Source organism: Streptomyces sp. NPDC028419, assembly GCF_055565515.1.
In genome coordinates this window covers 32,987-47,118 of the sequence record NZ_JBVHUE010000045.1, presented here as the reverse complement: position 1 = coordinate 47,118, position 14,132 = coordinate 32,987, and the positions used below count along the sequence as shown (strand labels likewise).

The following is a 14,132-nucleotide window of genomic DNA, read 5'->3' as shown; positions in this document are numbered from 1 at the left end:
ACCCCGCCTTGGCCGCACCCTGCCATGCCCCTCCCCACCCCCCGCTGTCGCCGCGCCCCGGTCGGACCGGTTTACGCCCGATCGGCGCAGGGGGTCAAGCGCCGCCGAAGAGGGGGGACAGGACCAGTTCCGCCGCGCCCTCGGCCACTCCGCCCGGGGCCCGCTCCACCCGCACCGGTCCGCCGCCGAGGGCGCGGGCCGCCAGTACCGTACGGACCCCCTCGACGAACACCTCCGGCGCGGCCGCCACCACGCGCCCGCCCAGCAGCACCCGGTCCACGTCCAGCAGCGCCACCAGGTTCGCCGCCGCCTCCCCCAGCACCCGCGCGGCCCGGTCGAGGTCGCCCCGCGCCACCGCCTCCAGGCACAGCACCTCGGCGCAGCCGCGCGCCCCGCACCGGCACGGCGGCCCGTCCAGCAGCAGCACCTGGTGCCCGAACTCCCCCGCGCCCGAGCGGCTGCCCCGGTACACCTCGCCCCCGAGGCGCAGCCCCGCGCCCAGTCCGGTGCCCACGTGCAGGTATACGGAGCCGCCGGACCCCGACCCGGTGCCGGTGCCGGCCGCGCCCGCGTTGGTGTCCTTGTCCAGCACCACCGGCAGCCCGAGGCGCTCGGCCAGCGCCGCCCGCAGCGGATAGCCCTCCCAGCCCGGGAAGCCGGTCACCCGACCCAGCACCCCGGTCCGGTGGTCCAACGGCCCGGGCGCGGCCACGCCCACACCCAACGGCGCGCCCGAGCCCGAGCCCGCACCCACGCCCGCACCCGGCGGCCCGGCCGTGGCCGACCCGCCGGCGCATGCCCGTACGACCGCCTCCGCCACCGCCGCCACCACCGCGTCGGGCGCGGCCCCGAAGTCCAGGGGGCGGCGCGACTCGGCCACCACCCGCCCCAGCAGGTCCACGCGCACCACGCGCAGCTCGTCGCGGTCCAGGTGGGCGCCCACGGCGTACCGGGCCTCGGGCACCAGGCGCAGCAGGGTGCGCGGCTTGCCCCCGGTGGACGCGCCGCGGCCCGCCTCCGCGACCAGGCCCTCCGCCGTCAGCCGGGCCGTGATCTTGCTGACGGCCTGCGGGGTCAGTCCCGTACGGGCGGCCAGCTCGCCGCGGCCCGGCCCGGCCTCGCCGCGCAGCCCCGCCGCGCGCAGCAGGCCCAGGACCAGCGCGGCGTTGTGCCCGCGCAGCCCGGCCAGATTCGCTCCGCCGACCGCGTCGTCCCCACCACCACCGTTGCCTCTGATCACCCGCCCATTGTCTACCCTCCTTGCACTTAGGCAACAGTGTTGCCAAAGTGGACTCCATGGCTACCACCTCCCCCACCTCCCCCTCCGGCCCCACCACCCCCGCCGGCGCCCCGCTCCGCGTCGGCCTGATCGGCTACGGACTCGCCGGTTCCGTCTTCCACGCCCCGCTCGTGGCCGCGACCGAGGGGCTCGTCCTCGACACGGTCGTCACCTCCGACCCCGACCGCCGGGCCCAGGTGCACGCGCGATTCCCGGACGCACACGTCGTACCGTCGCCGGACGCGCTGTGGGAGCGGAGCGCGGAGCTGGACCTCGTGGTGATCGCCTCCCCCAACAAGACCCACGTCCCGCTCGCCACCACCGCCCTGGAGGCGGGCCTGGCCGTGGTGGTCGACAAGCCGCTCGCCGCCACCGCCGCGGAGGCCCGTGAACTGGCCGCGCTGGCCGACCGGACCGGGACCTTCCTGTCCGTCTTCCAGAACCGCCGCTGGGACAACGACTTCCTCACCGTGCGCCGCCTGATCGAAGAGGGGGAGCTCGGCGAGGTCCAGCGCTTCGAGTCCCGCTTCGAGCGCTGGCGCCCCCAGCTCAAGGGCGGCTGGCGCGAGTCCGGCGCCCCGGAGGAGATCGGCGGGCTGCTGTACGACTTGGGCAGCCACGTGGTGGACCAGGCCCTGGTGCTGTTCGGCCCGGCCGTCCGCGTCTACGCGGAGACGGACGTGCGCCGCCCCGGAGCCCGGGCGGACGACGACACCTTCATCGCGCTGACCCACGCGAACGGCGTCCGCTCCCACCTCTACGTCAGCGCGACCACGGCCCAGCTCGGCCCGCGCATGCGGGTGCTCGGTTCCTCCGCGGGCTACGTCAAGTACGGCCTGGACCCGCAGGAGGGCGCCCTGCGCGAGGGCAAGCGCCCGGGCGTGGACCTGCCGTGGGGCGAGGAGCCCGAGCACTGCCGGGGCCGGATCGGCTCCGGCGAGTCCCCGCTGACGGGTGGTGGGCGGCCCGTACCGACGGAGCCGGGCGACTACCCGGCCTACTACGCGGCGGTGGCCGCCGCGCTGCGCGACGGCGGCCCGGCTCCGGTCACCGCGCACGAGGCCGCGGACTGCCTGGAGGTCCTGGAGGCGGCCCGGCGCTCGTCCGAGGAGGGGTGTGCGGTGAACGTCTCACCGCGCGGGGCGGCTTCCGTCTGAAAATCGATCAAGCGATCAGCCCGGGCGCCCTAAGCTGTGAGAATCCTATGATCATCACAGTTGCGAAGAGTGGGTACTGCCAGTGAAGTTGTCCCGGATCGCCACGGCCGTCACCGTGGCCGCGATGGCTCCGGCCGTCCTGTTCGCCTCGCCGGCCTTCGCCGCCGACACCGGGACGGCGGCGGGCGCGACCTCCGCGTCGACCGCCCCGACCGTGCCGACGCCCGTGGACGCCAAGCCCGCTGACGCCAAGCCCGCTGACGGCAAGCCCGTCGACGGCAAGGACCAGGCAGCGGCCGACCGCGCCGCGATCGAGAAGATCCTGGCCGACCCGAAGAGCGGGCCCGGCGTGCGCGGGGCCGCGGCCAAGGCCCTCAAGGGCACGGACGCGGACCTGCGGCACTTCCTGACGGTCGAGCTGGCCGAGCAGCAGCTCGACGACGACCGGGTGCGGGTCTCGCAGCTCGTCCACGCCGGCGGCAAGGCCGTGCAGCGCGAGGGCAAGAAGGCCCTGCAGGTCGACACCCAGGCGGCGCTGACCGCGTTCCTGGAGACCGGGCAGCACGCGGCCCGGCTGGAGGACGACCGCGTCGAGCTGCTCAAGGCGCTCCAGGGCGCCGGTCCGGGCCTGACCGAAGGCATCCAGAAGATCCTTTCGAACGGCACCGCGGCCCAGGTCCGCGAGTTCGTCACGACCACGCAGCACCAGCTGCGCGACGACGACAACGCCGTCCTGATCTCGACCATGCTCGGCAAGAACCCGGGTCCCGAGCTGAAGAAGGCCGCGCAGGCCGCCCTCAAGGGCAGCGCGAAGGACCGCGCCGAATTCCTGAAGACCGGGCAGTTCACCGCCCGCGAGAAGGACAAGCGGGACGGGAACGGCAAGGCCGAGGAACCGGCCGGCGGCAAGAACGACGGCAAGGACAAGCCCAAGGACGAAGCCGGCAAGGTCGTCGTCACCCCGACCAACGGGTCCGGCGCCAACACCGCGGCCCCGGCCGGCGGCAAGGGCCCGCTCGCGTCCACCGGCAGCGGCGCCGAGACCCCGTGGATCGTCGGCGGCAGCGCCTTCGCCCTCGCGGCGGGCGCGGGCCTGGTGCTGACGGCGCGTCGGCGCGGCGCGGCGACCCGCGGCTGACGCTCCGCTTCGGGTTACCGGTACGAGTTCGCGGTACGAGAGGGGGCGGGCCCGCCATCACGGCGGCCCCGCCCCCTCTTCCGCGTCCGGCGCCTCAGGCGCTCTTGAACTCCTGGCGCTGGCGGCCGAGCTTCTCGATCTCCAGCTCCACGACGTCACCGGCCCGCAGGAACGGCTTCGGCTCCGGCTGCCCCATGGCCACGCCGGCCGGGGTGCCGGTGACGATGACGTCGCCCGGGTAGAGGGTCATGAACTGGCTCAGGTACCGCACGACCTCGCCGACCGGGAAGATCTGGTCCGAGGTGTTGCCGTCCTGCTTGAGCTCGCCGTTGACCCACAGCTTCACGTCCAGGACCTGCGGGTCCGGGATCTCGTCGGCGGTGACCAACCAGGGGCCGAGCGGGGTGAAGGTCTCGCAGTTCTTGCCCTTGTCCCAGGTGCCGCCGCGCTCGATCTGGAACTCGCGCTCCGATACGTCGTTCACGAGCAGGTAGCCGCCGACGTGCGCGAGGCCCTCCGCGGCCGAGCCGAGGTAGCGGGCGGTGCTGCCGATGACGACGCCCAGCTCCGCTTCCCAGTCGGTCTTCACGCTGCCGCGCGGGATCAGCACGGTGTCGTCGGGCCCGACGACCGTGTCCGGGGCCTTGAGGAAGAGGATCGGCTCCGCGGGGGCGTCGGCGCCGACCTCCGCCGCGTGACCGTGGTAGTTCAGCCCGATGCCCACGATCTTGCCGACCCGGCCGACGGGCGCGCCGACGCGCAGGCCCTCGGCGCCCAGCACCGGAAGATCCCCGGACCGCGCGGCTTCCCGGACGCGGGACAGTACGGAGTCGTCGGCGAGCAGCGCCCCGTCCACGTCCGTGATCAGGGCGGACAGGTCCCGCAGGGTCCCGTCCTGGTCGAGCAGCGCGGGGCGCTCGCCGCCCACCGGTCCGACGCGCAGCAGCTTCATGGGCATTCTCCCGTGGTCGTGGGTGGTCGGCCCGTGGGCGTGCCCCGGGCCGGCCGATGGGTTGCGGCCATCGGAGGATTGGTCGATCCTCCAAGATGTCCACCCAATCCGCAAGACCCTGTTCACAGACTGGAACGCTCACCTGCGAGCGCGATCCGCCCCGCGCGGTCCTTGCGGTGCTGGAGCCAGACCCGCTCCGCCACCGTCCACGCGGTCGTGGCCACCAGGTACAGGCCCGCCGCCAGCGGCACCACGGCCGCGGTGATCAGCGTGCCGAAGGAGAGCAGCGGCAGTACGCCGGACATCTTGCGCAGCATCTCCCGCTGCTCCGCGGGCACCGTGTCGGGCAGCTCGGGGCCGTTGCCCGAGCGTGCGGCCCGCCGCCCCCGTACGGCGCTCCACGCGGCGACGGCCGCGATGGCGGCGAACAGGCCCAGGAACACCAGCCCCGGCCCCCCGAAGAGGCCGCCGTCCCCCAGCGCGTCGGCCCACCGGTCCCCGAGCGGGGCGGCGAAGAGCCGCTCGCCCAGCAGCCCGCTGTCCACGGACGTGAACGCCCGGTACATGAAGAAGAAGACCGGCAGCTGCACGAGGACGGGCAGGCAGCCGGCCCGCGGGGTCGCGCCCCGGAAGGCCGCCCGGCTCAGCGGGTGCAGGGCGAGCCGCACCAGCACGGTGAACAGGACGATCGCGGCAGCGGTCGCGGCCGGGGCCGCCACCGGCTCCAGCAGCTCGGCGAGAGCGGCGACGGGCTGGGCGACGCCCTGGGTGAGGGCATGGGTGAGCGGGGTGAGAACGGACACGGGGTCCCTCCGGAAGGTCTCGTCGGACGTCGAAAGATGCGTCAGGTGCATTTCGGCGTGACGAGCCGTGCGGGGGCGCCGCGGGGGTCGCGATGGACCCGGGGAACGCCCCTACGCGGCCGTCAGGACGGACCGCCCGGGCGCCCTGGGCCGCGAGCGGCCGGAGGCGTCGGGATCGCGCTGCGGCAGGAAGGCCGTGCGCTGCTCGCGATCGCGGATCGCGGTGCGTATGCGGGTGCGGGGTACGGGTGGGGTGCACCGGGCGAGCAACGCCGCGCAACCCACCACCGCGGCGCCGACGGCGGCCGTGGCCGCGAAGGCGACGGCGGCGCCCAGCCCGCCCTCCCCGAGGGAGTGACCCAGGAGCAGCGTGAGGAGACCGGTGAGCAGGACGACGCTCAACAACCCACGGACACGCGCCACACGACCCACCCCCCTCCACCTAGCCACGGCTGGAGCCGACCAGGGACGACCGGCTCCGATGTCTTGACCCACTGCTCGACCAGCCTAACCCGCCCCGCTGACCATCGGGTCGGCGGCCAACACCTCCACGTCCGGCCGCCCGTCCCGCTCCCGCGGCCCGAGCCACGCCACCGCCAGCGCGACCGCCAGGTTCAGCGCGAGCGCGACCATCCCCGCGTTCACCCCCCACACCGGGTCGTGGCCCGTGAACACGAGCACGCAGACGGCCACGACCCCCACCACCAGCCCGCTCACCGCCGCGGTCAGGGTCAGGCGCCGCCACACCAGCCCCAGCAGCAGCATCGGCACCAACTGCGCCATCCCCTCGTAGGAGATGAGCGAGAGCCGCACCAAGGTGTTCGGCGCGGTGTACGTCATCACCAGGGCCAGCGTCCCGGCGATCACCACGACCACCTGCGAGGCCGGCTTCTGCCGCTCCGCCGCACTCCAGCGGGGCACCAACGACAGCACGCTGCGCCCCCACATCGTCCCGATCACCAGCATGAACACCGCCATCGGCACGATCGACGACAGCGCCGCCGCGACGCCGATCACCCCCACCGCCCACGCGGGCAAGGAGTCGACGACCAGCTCGAACAGCGCGAGGTTGGAGCCCGCACCGGTCAGCCCCGGCACCACGAACAGCGCGGCCATCCCCAGCAGCATCGGGACGAAGAGCAGCACGTTGTAGGCGGGCAACAGGATCGCGTTGCGCCGGAGCGCGTCCGCGTCACGCGCCCCCAGGTAGCCGGCCACGGTCGTCGGGAAGATCACCACGGTCAGCGCGTTGAGCACGGAGGTGGACACGAACCACCCCGTCCCGAGCCCGCTCCCGCCCCCACCGCCCCCGTGCCCGGGGAGGGTCAGCCACTCGGGCCGCTCCGCGACCAGCCGGTCGAAGAGCTCCCCGTACCCGCCGAAGTAGTGCACCGGCACGTACACCGCGAGGAAGCCCAGCGTCGCGATCACCAGCACGTCCTTGAGCACCGACACCCACGCGCTCCCGCGCAGCCCGCTGACCACCGCGAAGCCGGTGGTGACGGCGAACGCCACGAAGTAGGCCCACTCCAGCGGGACCGCCCCGTAGGTCACCGTGGAGACCACCACCCCCATCCCGGTGATCTGGAGCTGGATGTAGGGCAGCAGGAACACCGTCGCCAGCACCGCCACCAGCGCGCCGAGCCACGGGCGGCCGTACCGGTGCGCGACCATGTCCGAGATCCCGACCAGGCCGTGCCGGCGCGCGTAGTCCCACAGCAGGGGCCCGACGACGTACCCGACCGCGTACCCGCACGACATGTAGGCGACGACGTACATCACGGGCGCGCCGTAGTTGTAGCCCCAGCCCGCCGCGCCCAGGTAGCTGAAGCTGGTGTAGCCCTCGCCCGCCATCAGCACCCAGATGAAGACGGTGCCCAGCGACCGGCCGCCCACCGACCACTCGGCGAGCCCGCCGCCCCCGCCCCCGGCTCCCCCGCGGCCGCGCACCGCGTACAGGCCGAGCGCGACGGTCCCCACCATGAACACGGCGAAGACGGAGGTGGCCACCGCCGCCGCGCTCACCGGTGGTCACCCCGCCAGGCCAGCCAGACGGCGAGCGGGGTGACCAGCGTCGCCCCCACGCACCACACGAGCAGGAAGGGCACCCGCCCGAAGAGGAGCGGCTCCACCAGGTTGACCAGGGGGAGCGCCCCGAGGAAGAGCACGAAGGGCGTGGCGAGCCACACCAGCTGAGGACGTTTCACTCGTTTCGGACGCACCGCCCCACGGTAGGCGCACCGCACCGCGCCGGCGGCCCCGCCGCCGCGGTCAGCCCTTCAACTTCCCCCACACCACGAGCCGGTACTTGGAGGTGTACTCGGGCGTGCAGGTCGTCAGGGTGATGTACGCCCCCGGCTCGGCGTACCCGTAGTCGGGCTTCACCACGCTCCGCGGCACCGGCGCGATCACCCCCGAGTCCCGCTCGGTCGTCTCCGGGAGCACCTTGTCCACCACGTACGTGTACCGCCTGCCCTGCGTCTCGACCTGGATCTCGTCCCCGGCCCGCAGGCGGTTGACGTACCGGAAGGGCTCCCCGTGCGTGTTGCGGTGCCCCGCGAGCGCGAAGTTCCCCCGCGCCCCGGGCTGCGCGGTTTCCGGGTAGTGCCCGACGTACCCCTTGTCGAGCACCGCGGCCTTGGACACCCCCTGCGCGACGGGCACGGCCAGCCCCAGCCGCGGGATCCGCAGCACGGCGTACGCCTGCGACGCGGCCGGAGCCGCCGCGGCACCCGTCCGCCCCGGCTGCCCCGCGGCGGGCGGGCGTGCGGGGCGGGCGGCCGGGGTGCCGGGGCGGGCGGTCGGTGCGGCGGACCCCGCGCCCGCACCCGTACCGGGATCCACGTCCGCCCCGGCGTCGACCTCGCCCCCGGAGTCGCCCTCGCCCCCGCCTCCCGTAGCACCGGAATCGATCGGTCCGGACCCGTCCCAGGCCCGTTCCAGGGCCCGTACCCGGTCCCGCGCCGCCGCCACGGCCTCCCGGTTCGTCCACCACACCTGGTGCACCACCAGCAACAACACCACCAGGCCCACCGTCGTGGTCAGTTCGGCACAGGTCCACAGCACCCGCGCGATCCCCACGCGCCGTGCCCGCCGACCGTTCCCCTGCACCACCACAGGTATGTGATCCCGCACGGCCCGCACCTTAAGACCTGCCCCGCCAACTGACCAGCGGCAGTACGGTGTGAACCATGCGCCCCGACACGCCTGCCGAGCACATCGCCGAAGCCGAGCGCCTCATCCGCACGGCGAACCGCTACCCCGAGGACCAGGAGCCGCTGCTCCTGCAAGCCGCGGCCCACCTCGAACTGGCCGACGTACGCGAACGGGCGAGCGCGCTCTACGACCAACTGCTCTCCGGCACCCCGGTCAACACCCACCTGATCAAGGCCCTCCAGGCCGCGAACCTGTGGGAGTACGGGCACGAGGCCGAGGCCCGTGCCCTGATCTCCGGCATCCGCGCGGCCTCCCCCGACGACCCGGCGCCCTGGGAGGTCATCGCCGAGACCCTGGAGGCCCACGACGAACTCGACGCCTCCCACGACTGCTTCACCCAGGCCGCCCAGCTGCTCATCACGGACGAGGAACCCCTCACCACCTCCACCACGGCCCTCCTCACCGGCCGCCACCGCGTCCGCCGGCTCCTGGGGCTGGCCCACGACGACTGGGACATGGTCGCCGACACCCGCCACACCGGCCCGATCCCGCTCGACGAGCTCCACGACCCCAAGCGCATCTGGGCCCTGGGCTCCGACGACCCGGCCGAGCTGCGCGCCGAGATCGCCCGCCTGCGCGCCGAGCTCGGCGACCGCCGCGCCGCGCTCTCCCGGCCCTTCCCGGTGGCCCTGCTGCACTGGCCGCTCCAGGAGCTGACCGAGCTGCTCGCGTCCTACCCGACCCTGGCCAGCGAGTACCCCTCGCACGCCGCGCACCTGACGGACATCGAGACCTCGCTGCGCGCCCTGGCCGCTTCGGGCACCACGAACCTCGGCATCGTCACGGCGAGCGTCCCCTCCTTCGAGGCGTTCGCCGCCTCCGAGAAGACCTCCCCGGCCTCCCCCAGCCTGCTGGCCGAGTACGCCACCACCCTCGCCGCCCGCGGCAAGGCCACTCCCTGGCCCCCGTCCCCCACCACCCCCTGCTGGTGCGCCTCGACCAAGCCCTACGCCACCTGCCACGGCGGCCCACTGCTCTGACCCCCGTACCGGCCCGGTCCGGCCCCGTTCAGCCGAAGGGCAGCCGTAGCTGCTCGTGGCCGCGGGCCGTGGCCGTGGGCGGGGCGGGACGGTGGGCGGCGAGCCCGAGGAGGGCGCGCAGGGCCGCGACCACCTCTGCGGGGGCGTCGCGGACCATCGACGGGGTGGCGCTGACCACGAGGACGCCGTGCGCCTCCAACCGGAGCCGGCGCCGCAGGGTCGCGTGCCAGGAGTCCCGGGCGTAGTGGTACTCCGCCGAATCGATCTCCAGGGCCACGCCCTCGTCCGGCCAGTACGCGTCCGGGCTCGCCAGGAAGGTCCCGTCCGGGGTGTACAGCCGGGCGTTCCACAGCGGGGCCGGTAGGTCCGCGGCCGTCAGCGCGTCGCGGGCCCGGGCCTCGGCGATGGAGCGGACCCCGGCCACCAGCTCGGCGGCCGCGCCCCGCACCGCGGGTCGGGACAGGGCGCGCGCGGCGCGGAGTTCGCCGTGCAGGTCCTGCGGGTGGCACCAGCCGGCCTGGACCACGTTCGCCAGGACCGAGCGGACCAGGTCGGGGTCCTCGGCCAGGGCCGCGAAGTCGGCGGCGGCGCGCAACGGGCGCGCGCTCGGGATCCCGGACACCGTGATCGTGGCCGGCCAGCGCGCGGTGGTCAGCGGCCGGACCCCGGGGGCGGGCGCGACCGTGCGCGGGGCCCGGACCAGGACGTCCAGCGGGGTCGGCGGGGCGCCGCGTACGCCGATCAGCGCCAGGGCGGCTCCGCCGGTGAGCGCCGCCGCACCCCCGCCGAGGGGGTCACCGGCCGCGGGTCCGGCGGCGTACAGGACGGCGGAGAGGGCGCGTTGGCGCTCGTCCGGTGGCCCGGTCTGCAGGAGGTAGACGCGGGGCAGCAGCCGCTGCCAGGGGCCGCCGGGGCGGGTGCGGCCGGCGACCGTGGCGGACGGCACCCGGGCGGCCCTGAGCTGGTGGGCGGTCACGAGGTTCAGCTGACGGCGCGCGAGCGGGGCGACGGGCCGGGCGGGGGCGGGGACCGCGGGGGCAGGGTTCGTGATCATGCCCCCGGTATGCCCGTCGGGGCCGCGGGCAAGCCGGGCCTCAGGCCGCCGCCGAGGCCGTCGCCGCTTCCGGGTGGTCGGGGGAGAGGAAGACGATCACCGCGTTCTCCGTGCCGGGCAGCGGGGTGACCTCGTGCCAGCCGAGGCGGCGGTAGGTCGCGACGGTGTCGGTGGCGGCGCGGGCGGTGAGCAGCCAGGCGCGCCCCTCCGGGGCGTCGGCGGTGATCTCCGCGAGCAGGGCCCGGCCGGTGCCCTGGCCGCGGGCGTGGCGGCGTACGGCGAGCTCGTCCACCTCCAGGGCGTCGACCAGCAGCCGGCGCACGCGGGCGCGGCCGAGCTGGGCGCTGACCTGGGCGTAGCCGCGGTCGGCGGGGAAGGGGGCGCGGGTCAGCCAGGCGGTGGCGAAACCGTCGATGCCGTTCGGGGTCTGGGCGAAGGCGGTGCGGAAGCCGCGGCGGCGGGTGTCGGAATGGAGGCGGGACGCGAACTGGCGAATGGTTTCTTCACCTTCGTTCCACGGCGGGCCCGAGAAGACGTCGGCGTAGGTGTCGACCAGTTCGTCCGTCAGGTCGAGGACGGCCGGTCCGTAGCAGATCACGGTTGTCCGCTCCTGGGGTGGGTTGGGTGGTTTCTCTCCTGCGGAGAGCGAATCTACGCCCCCGCGGTTGCCTGGTGTGGCGCATGCCTCGATCGGGAGGTTCCCGGCAGATCCACCGTGCTGCCGTGTCACGGGCCGGTGTTGGGGCGTTGTTCCGGTGGCACGGCCCGTCCGGTGACCGTGACCGACGGTGGTGGTAGGGGTGTGGGTGGACGGATTCCTGCGTGGACTCGGCGCGTGTGCGCTGGCGTTCTTCCTGGTGCTGGGCGTGGTCGCCATGCTGCCGCCCGGCGTGCCGCACGGCGTCGTGGGCGGGGCCGTGCTGTTGCTCGGCGCCGTGGGTGCCCGCCGCTTCGCGCGGCGGTCGCGTTAGCCTCGTAGGAAGGATCGTTCGAAGCGTAGGACGTCCGTACGGCGGAGGGAATGCACATGGCACAGGTACCGACCTCGGTGGTGGCCGCGGCAGGGCTGGTCGGCGGCTACGCCGTCGCGCGGTGGACGCGCAAGCGGCCCCTGGGCGGGATCGTGCTCGGCGCGGCCGGAATCGCGGCCGGCCGGGAATGGCACCGGCGCGCGGGCGCCCCGGCCGCCGCCGGACTGGGCGCGCTGTACGTCGCCGGCTTCGCCGGATCGCACCCGCTGGCCAAGAAGATCGGCGCCTGGCCCGCGGTCTTCGGCGCGGCCGCCGTCGTGGCCGCCGCCTCCTGGGCCGTAGCCGACCGGACCTGAACCCGCCGGGGCCGCCGGGCCCCGGCGGCCCCGGTCGCCCTCCCCGCTACGCTCCCAGCGCCCGGCTGACCGTGTAGATCAGCAGGCCCGCCAGGGCTCCCACCACCGTGCCGTTGATCCGGATGAACTGCAGGTCGCGGCCGATGTGGGCCTCGATCTTGCGCGAGGTGTGCTCCGCGTCCCAGCCCGCCACCGTGTCCGTGATCAGCGAGGTGATCTCCGTCCGGTAGGTCGTCACGACGTACACCACCGCGCCCTCGATCCACCCCTCCACCTTCGCCTGCAGGCGGCCGTCCGTGGCCAGCCGCGAGCCGAGCGAGATCAGGGACGCCCGCACGCGCAGGCGCAGTTCGCTCTGCTCGTCCTGCGCCGCCGACAGGATCATCGTGCGCACCGCCGACCAGGCCGACGCGATGATGTCCTGGACCTCCCCGCGGGCCAGGACCTCGGACTTGAGCCGCTCCACCCGGGCTCGGGTGTCCGTGTCCGACTGGAGGTCGGCCGCGAAGTCGCTCAGGAACCGGTCCACCGCACCGCGCGCCGGGTGCTCCGGCATGTCGCGCATCTCCGTGACGAACCGCAGCAGTTCCTTGTAGACCCGGTCGCCGATCTTCCGGTCCACGAACCGCGGGGTCCAGCCCGGCGCCCCGCCCTGGACCGCGTCCATCACCGACTCGCCGTGCGTGACCAGCCAGTCGTGCGCCTTGACGCACACCAGGTCCACGGCCCGCCGGTGCCCGCCGTCCGCGACGATCCGCTCCAGGGTCTTGCCGAGGCCCGGCGCGATCTCGGCGTTCTCCGCCCGCCGCGTGATGGCCTCCCCGACGACCGCCTGCACGTCGGAGTCGCGCAGCACCGTCAGCGCACCGCGCAGCGCGGTCGCCAGCTCGTCGGTGACCCGGTCGGCGTGCGCGGGCTCGGCCAGCCAGACACCGAGCCGGCCGCCGATGCCGAGCGCGTGCAGCCGCGTACGCACGACGTCGGAGGAGAGGAAGTTCTCGCCGACGAACTCCCCCAGGGAGACGCCGAGCTGGTCCTTCTTCGTGGGGATGATCGCGGTGTGCGGAATGGGCAGGCCGAGCGGGCGCCGGAAGAGCGCGGTGACCGCGAACCAGTCCGCGAGCGCGCCCACCATGCCCGCCTCGGCGGCGGCCGCGACGTAGCCCGCCCAGCCGCCGTCACCGCCCCCGCCGCCCGCGTGCTGGGCCCACTTGGCCAGTACGTAGACCAGCGCGACCAGGATCAGCAGACCGGTCGCCGTCGTCTTCATCCGGCGGACGCCGCGCTGCCGCTCCTCGTCCGCCGCGTTGAAGACGAACTGACCGGATGCCGCTACGGGCGGCCGGGGCGCCGTCGGCGGCGCTCCGGTGCTCGTCCCTGTGTCGTTCACGGGTTCCTGCCTTCCCCCGGGGGCGCCGGTTCCTCTGCATAGCATCCGACTCCCGGGGCGGCCGCGGAGTTCCCGCCGCCACCCGGCGTGTCCCCGCGCTCACGGACCGCGGTCCACCCGGACCCGCGCCCCCGCAGGCCCCGCTACAGCTCCTTGCGCTTCGAGCGGCGCACCCCCGGGACCTTGCGGGCCTTCTGCTTCACGTCCACGCCGCCCCAGAAGGCCAACCCGTTCACGATCACCCGCGGAGCGCCCGGCTCCGGCGCGACGTCCATCTCCCGGTGGTCGAAGGCACCCATCACCCCGATGCCGTTCACCTCGACCTGCACCCCCGGCGGTACGACGATCTCGATCCCGCCCATGATCGCGACACAGGTGATCACCACCTCGCGCTCCTCGAAACGGGCCTCGCGCAGATCGATCTCGCCCCCGCCCCAGAACGCCACCGCCGAGAAGCGCGGGGGCATCGTCCACGCGCCCTTGCGCTGGAAGGCGGACATGATCGCCACGCCCCAGGACGACGTGCCCCGGCCGCCGATCCGCGCGGGCCAGGACTCCCGCGAGTCGGCGCCCGACAGCGGCGCGGGCGCCTTGCTGAAGGACACCGGCCCCCCGGAGACCTGCCCCGGCGCCGGAAGATCGCTGGTCAGGGGCTCCAGCTCGCCGTACGTGCGCGACGCGTAGGTCGCTTCCAGCCGCTCCTCGAACTCGTCCATGGCGAGCCGACCCTCGGCGACGGCGTCGCGCAGGCGCTCCACCACCCGCTCCCGGTCGGCATCGGACGCCCGCAGCTCCGGCAACGGCTTCTCCGGCCGCTCGTCACTCATACGGCACAG

At 74.5% G+C, this 14,132-nt stretch carries 16 protein-coding genes; 5 read left to right on the top strand and 11 right to left on the bottom strand.

The window, feature by feature from the left end:
* Positions 1–94: 94 nt before the first annotated feature.
* Positions 95–1,240 (bottom strand): ROK family transcriptional regulator, encoded by a 1,146-nt coding sequence (locus ACZ4UB_RS35365; protein WP_468076711.1) that lies wholly within the window; start codon positions 1,238–1,240, stop codon positions 95–97.
* A 56-nt stretch (positions 1,241–1,296) separates the two neighbouring features.
* Here ACZ4UB_RS35365 and ACZ4UB_RS35360 point away from each other — a divergent pair, with 56 nt between their 5' ends.
* Positions 1,297–2,436 carry a Gfo/Idh/MocA family oxidoreductase gene (locus tag ACZ4UB_RS35360; RefSeq protein ID WP_468076709.1) on the top strand — a complete coding sequence of 380 codons (1,140 nt, stop codon included), beginning with the start codon at positions 1,297–1,299 and terminating at the stop codon, positions 2,434–2,436.
* Between the two features lie 82 nt (positions 2,437–2,518).
* A complete protein-coding gene (locus tag ACZ4UB_RS35355) occupies positions 2,519–3,574 on the top strand; it encodes an ALF repeat-containing protein (protein ID WP_468076707.1) in 1,056 nt (351 codons plus the stop codon).
* A gap of 94 nt (positions 3,575–3,668) precedes the next feature.
* On the opposite strand, the gene ACZ4UB_RS35350 is transcribed toward ACZ4UB_RS35355, so the two are convergent.
* The 6 genes from ACZ4UB_RS35350 to ACZ4UB_RS35325 form a co-directional block, all read right to left on the bottom strand.
* Complete coding sequence (locus ACZ4UB_RS35350) at positions 3,669–4,526, bottom strand: fumarylacetoacetate hydrolase family protein (RefSeq protein ID WP_468076705.1); 858 nt, start codon at positions 4,524–4,526, stop codon at positions 3,669–3,671.
* Between the two features lie 122 nt (positions 4,527–4,648).
* Positions 4,649–5,329, bottom strand: a complete 681-nt coding sequence (locus ACZ4UB_RS35345; RefSeq protein ID WP_468076703.1) for a YidC/Oxa1 family membrane protein insertase — start codon at positions 5,327–5,329, stop codon at positions 4,649–4,651.
* 111 nt (positions 5,330–5,440) lie between these two features.
* Positions 5,441–5,752: a DUF6412 domain-containing protein gene (locus ACZ4UB_RS35340; RefSeq protein WP_468076701.1), complete on the bottom strand. Its 312-nt coding sequence runs from the start codon at positions 5,750–5,752 to the stop codon at positions 5,441–5,443.
* An 84-nt stretch (positions 5,753–5,836) separates the two neighbouring features.
* Complete coding sequence (locus tag ACZ4UB_RS35335) at positions 5,837–7,312, bottom strand: sodium:solute symporter family protein (protein ID WP_468076736.1); 1,476 nt, start codon at positions 7,310–7,312, stop codon at positions 5,837–5,839.
* A gap of 38 nt (positions 7,313–7,350) precedes the next feature.
* Positions 7,351–7,536, bottom strand: a complete 186-nt coding sequence (locus tag ACZ4UB_RS35330) for a DUF3311 domain-containing protein (RefSeq protein ID WP_468076699.1) — start codon at positions 7,534–7,536, stop codon at positions 7,351–7,353.
* A gap of 64 nt (positions 7,537–7,600) precedes the next feature.
* On the bottom strand, positions 7,601–8,473 hold the full coding sequence (locus tag ACZ4UB_RS35325; RefSeq protein ID WP_468076697.1) for a class E sortase: 873 nt from the start codon (positions 8,471–8,473) through the stop codon (positions 7,601–7,603).
* Between the two features lie 47 nt (positions 8,474–8,520).
* Between ACZ4UB_RS35325 and ACZ4UB_RS35320 the strand changes: the two genes are divergently transcribed.
* Positions 8,521–9,525: a tetratricopeptide repeat protein gene (locus tag ACZ4UB_RS35320; RefSeq protein ID WP_354382535.1), complete on the top strand. Its 1,005-nt coding sequence runs from the start codon at positions 8,521–8,523 to the stop codon at positions 9,523–9,525.
* A 28-nt stretch (positions 9,526–9,553) separates the two neighbouring features.
* Here the strand turns inward: ACZ4UB_RS35320 and ACZ4UB_RS35315 are convergent, their stop codons facing one another.
* Both ACZ4UB_RS35315 and ACZ4UB_RS35310 read right to left on the bottom strand, forming a co-directional pair.
* The gene (locus ACZ4UB_RS35315) at positions 9,554–10,579 is read right to left on the bottom strand and encodes a hypothetical protein (protein WP_468076695.1); all 1,026 of its coding nucleotides are present in this window, start codon (positions 10,577–10,579) and stop codon (positions 9,554–9,556) included.
* A 40-nt stretch (positions 10,580–10,619) separates the two neighbouring features.
* Positions 10,620–11,177 carry a GNAT family N-acetyltransferase gene (locus ACZ4UB_RS35310; protein WP_468076693.1) on the bottom strand — a complete coding sequence of 186 codons (558 nt, stop codon included), beginning with the start codon at positions 11,175–11,177 and terminating at the stop codon, positions 10,620–10,622.
* A gap of 208 nt (positions 11,178–11,385) precedes the next feature.
* Between ACZ4UB_RS35310 and ACZ4UB_RS35305 the strand changes: the two genes are divergently transcribed.
* Both ACZ4UB_RS35305 and ACZ4UB_RS35300 read left to right on the top strand, forming a co-directional pair.
* Positions 11,386–11,550 carry a hypothetical protein gene (locus ACZ4UB_RS35305; RefSeq protein WP_354382538.1) on the top strand — a complete coding sequence of 55 codons (165 nt, stop codon included), beginning with the start codon at positions 11,386–11,388 and terminating at the stop codon, positions 11,548–11,550.
* A 56-nt stretch (positions 11,551–11,606) separates the two neighbouring features.
* A complete protein-coding gene (locus ACZ4UB_RS35300) occupies positions 11,607–11,906 on the top strand; it encodes a hypothetical protein (RefSeq protein ID WP_468076690.1) in 300 nt (99 codons plus the stop codon).
* Positions 11,907–11,952: 46 nt separating this feature from the next.
* On the opposite strand, the gene ACZ4UB_RS35295 is transcribed toward ACZ4UB_RS35300, so the two are convergent.
* Both ACZ4UB_RS35295 and ACZ4UB_RS35290 read right to left on the bottom strand, forming a co-directional pair.
* Complete coding sequence (locus ACZ4UB_RS35295; RefSeq protein ID WP_468076688.1) at positions 11,953–13,341, bottom strand: DUF445 domain-containing protein; 1,389 nt, start codon at positions 13,339–13,341, stop codon at positions 11,953–11,955.
* Positions 13,342–13,439: 98 nt separating this feature from the next.
* Entirely contained in the window at positions 13,440–14,123 is a 684-nt protein-coding gene (locus ACZ4UB_RS35290) for a DUF1707 SHOCT-like domain-containing protein (protein ID WP_468076686.1), read from the bottom strand.
* Between the last annotated feature and the right edge of the window lie 9 nt (positions 14,124–14,132).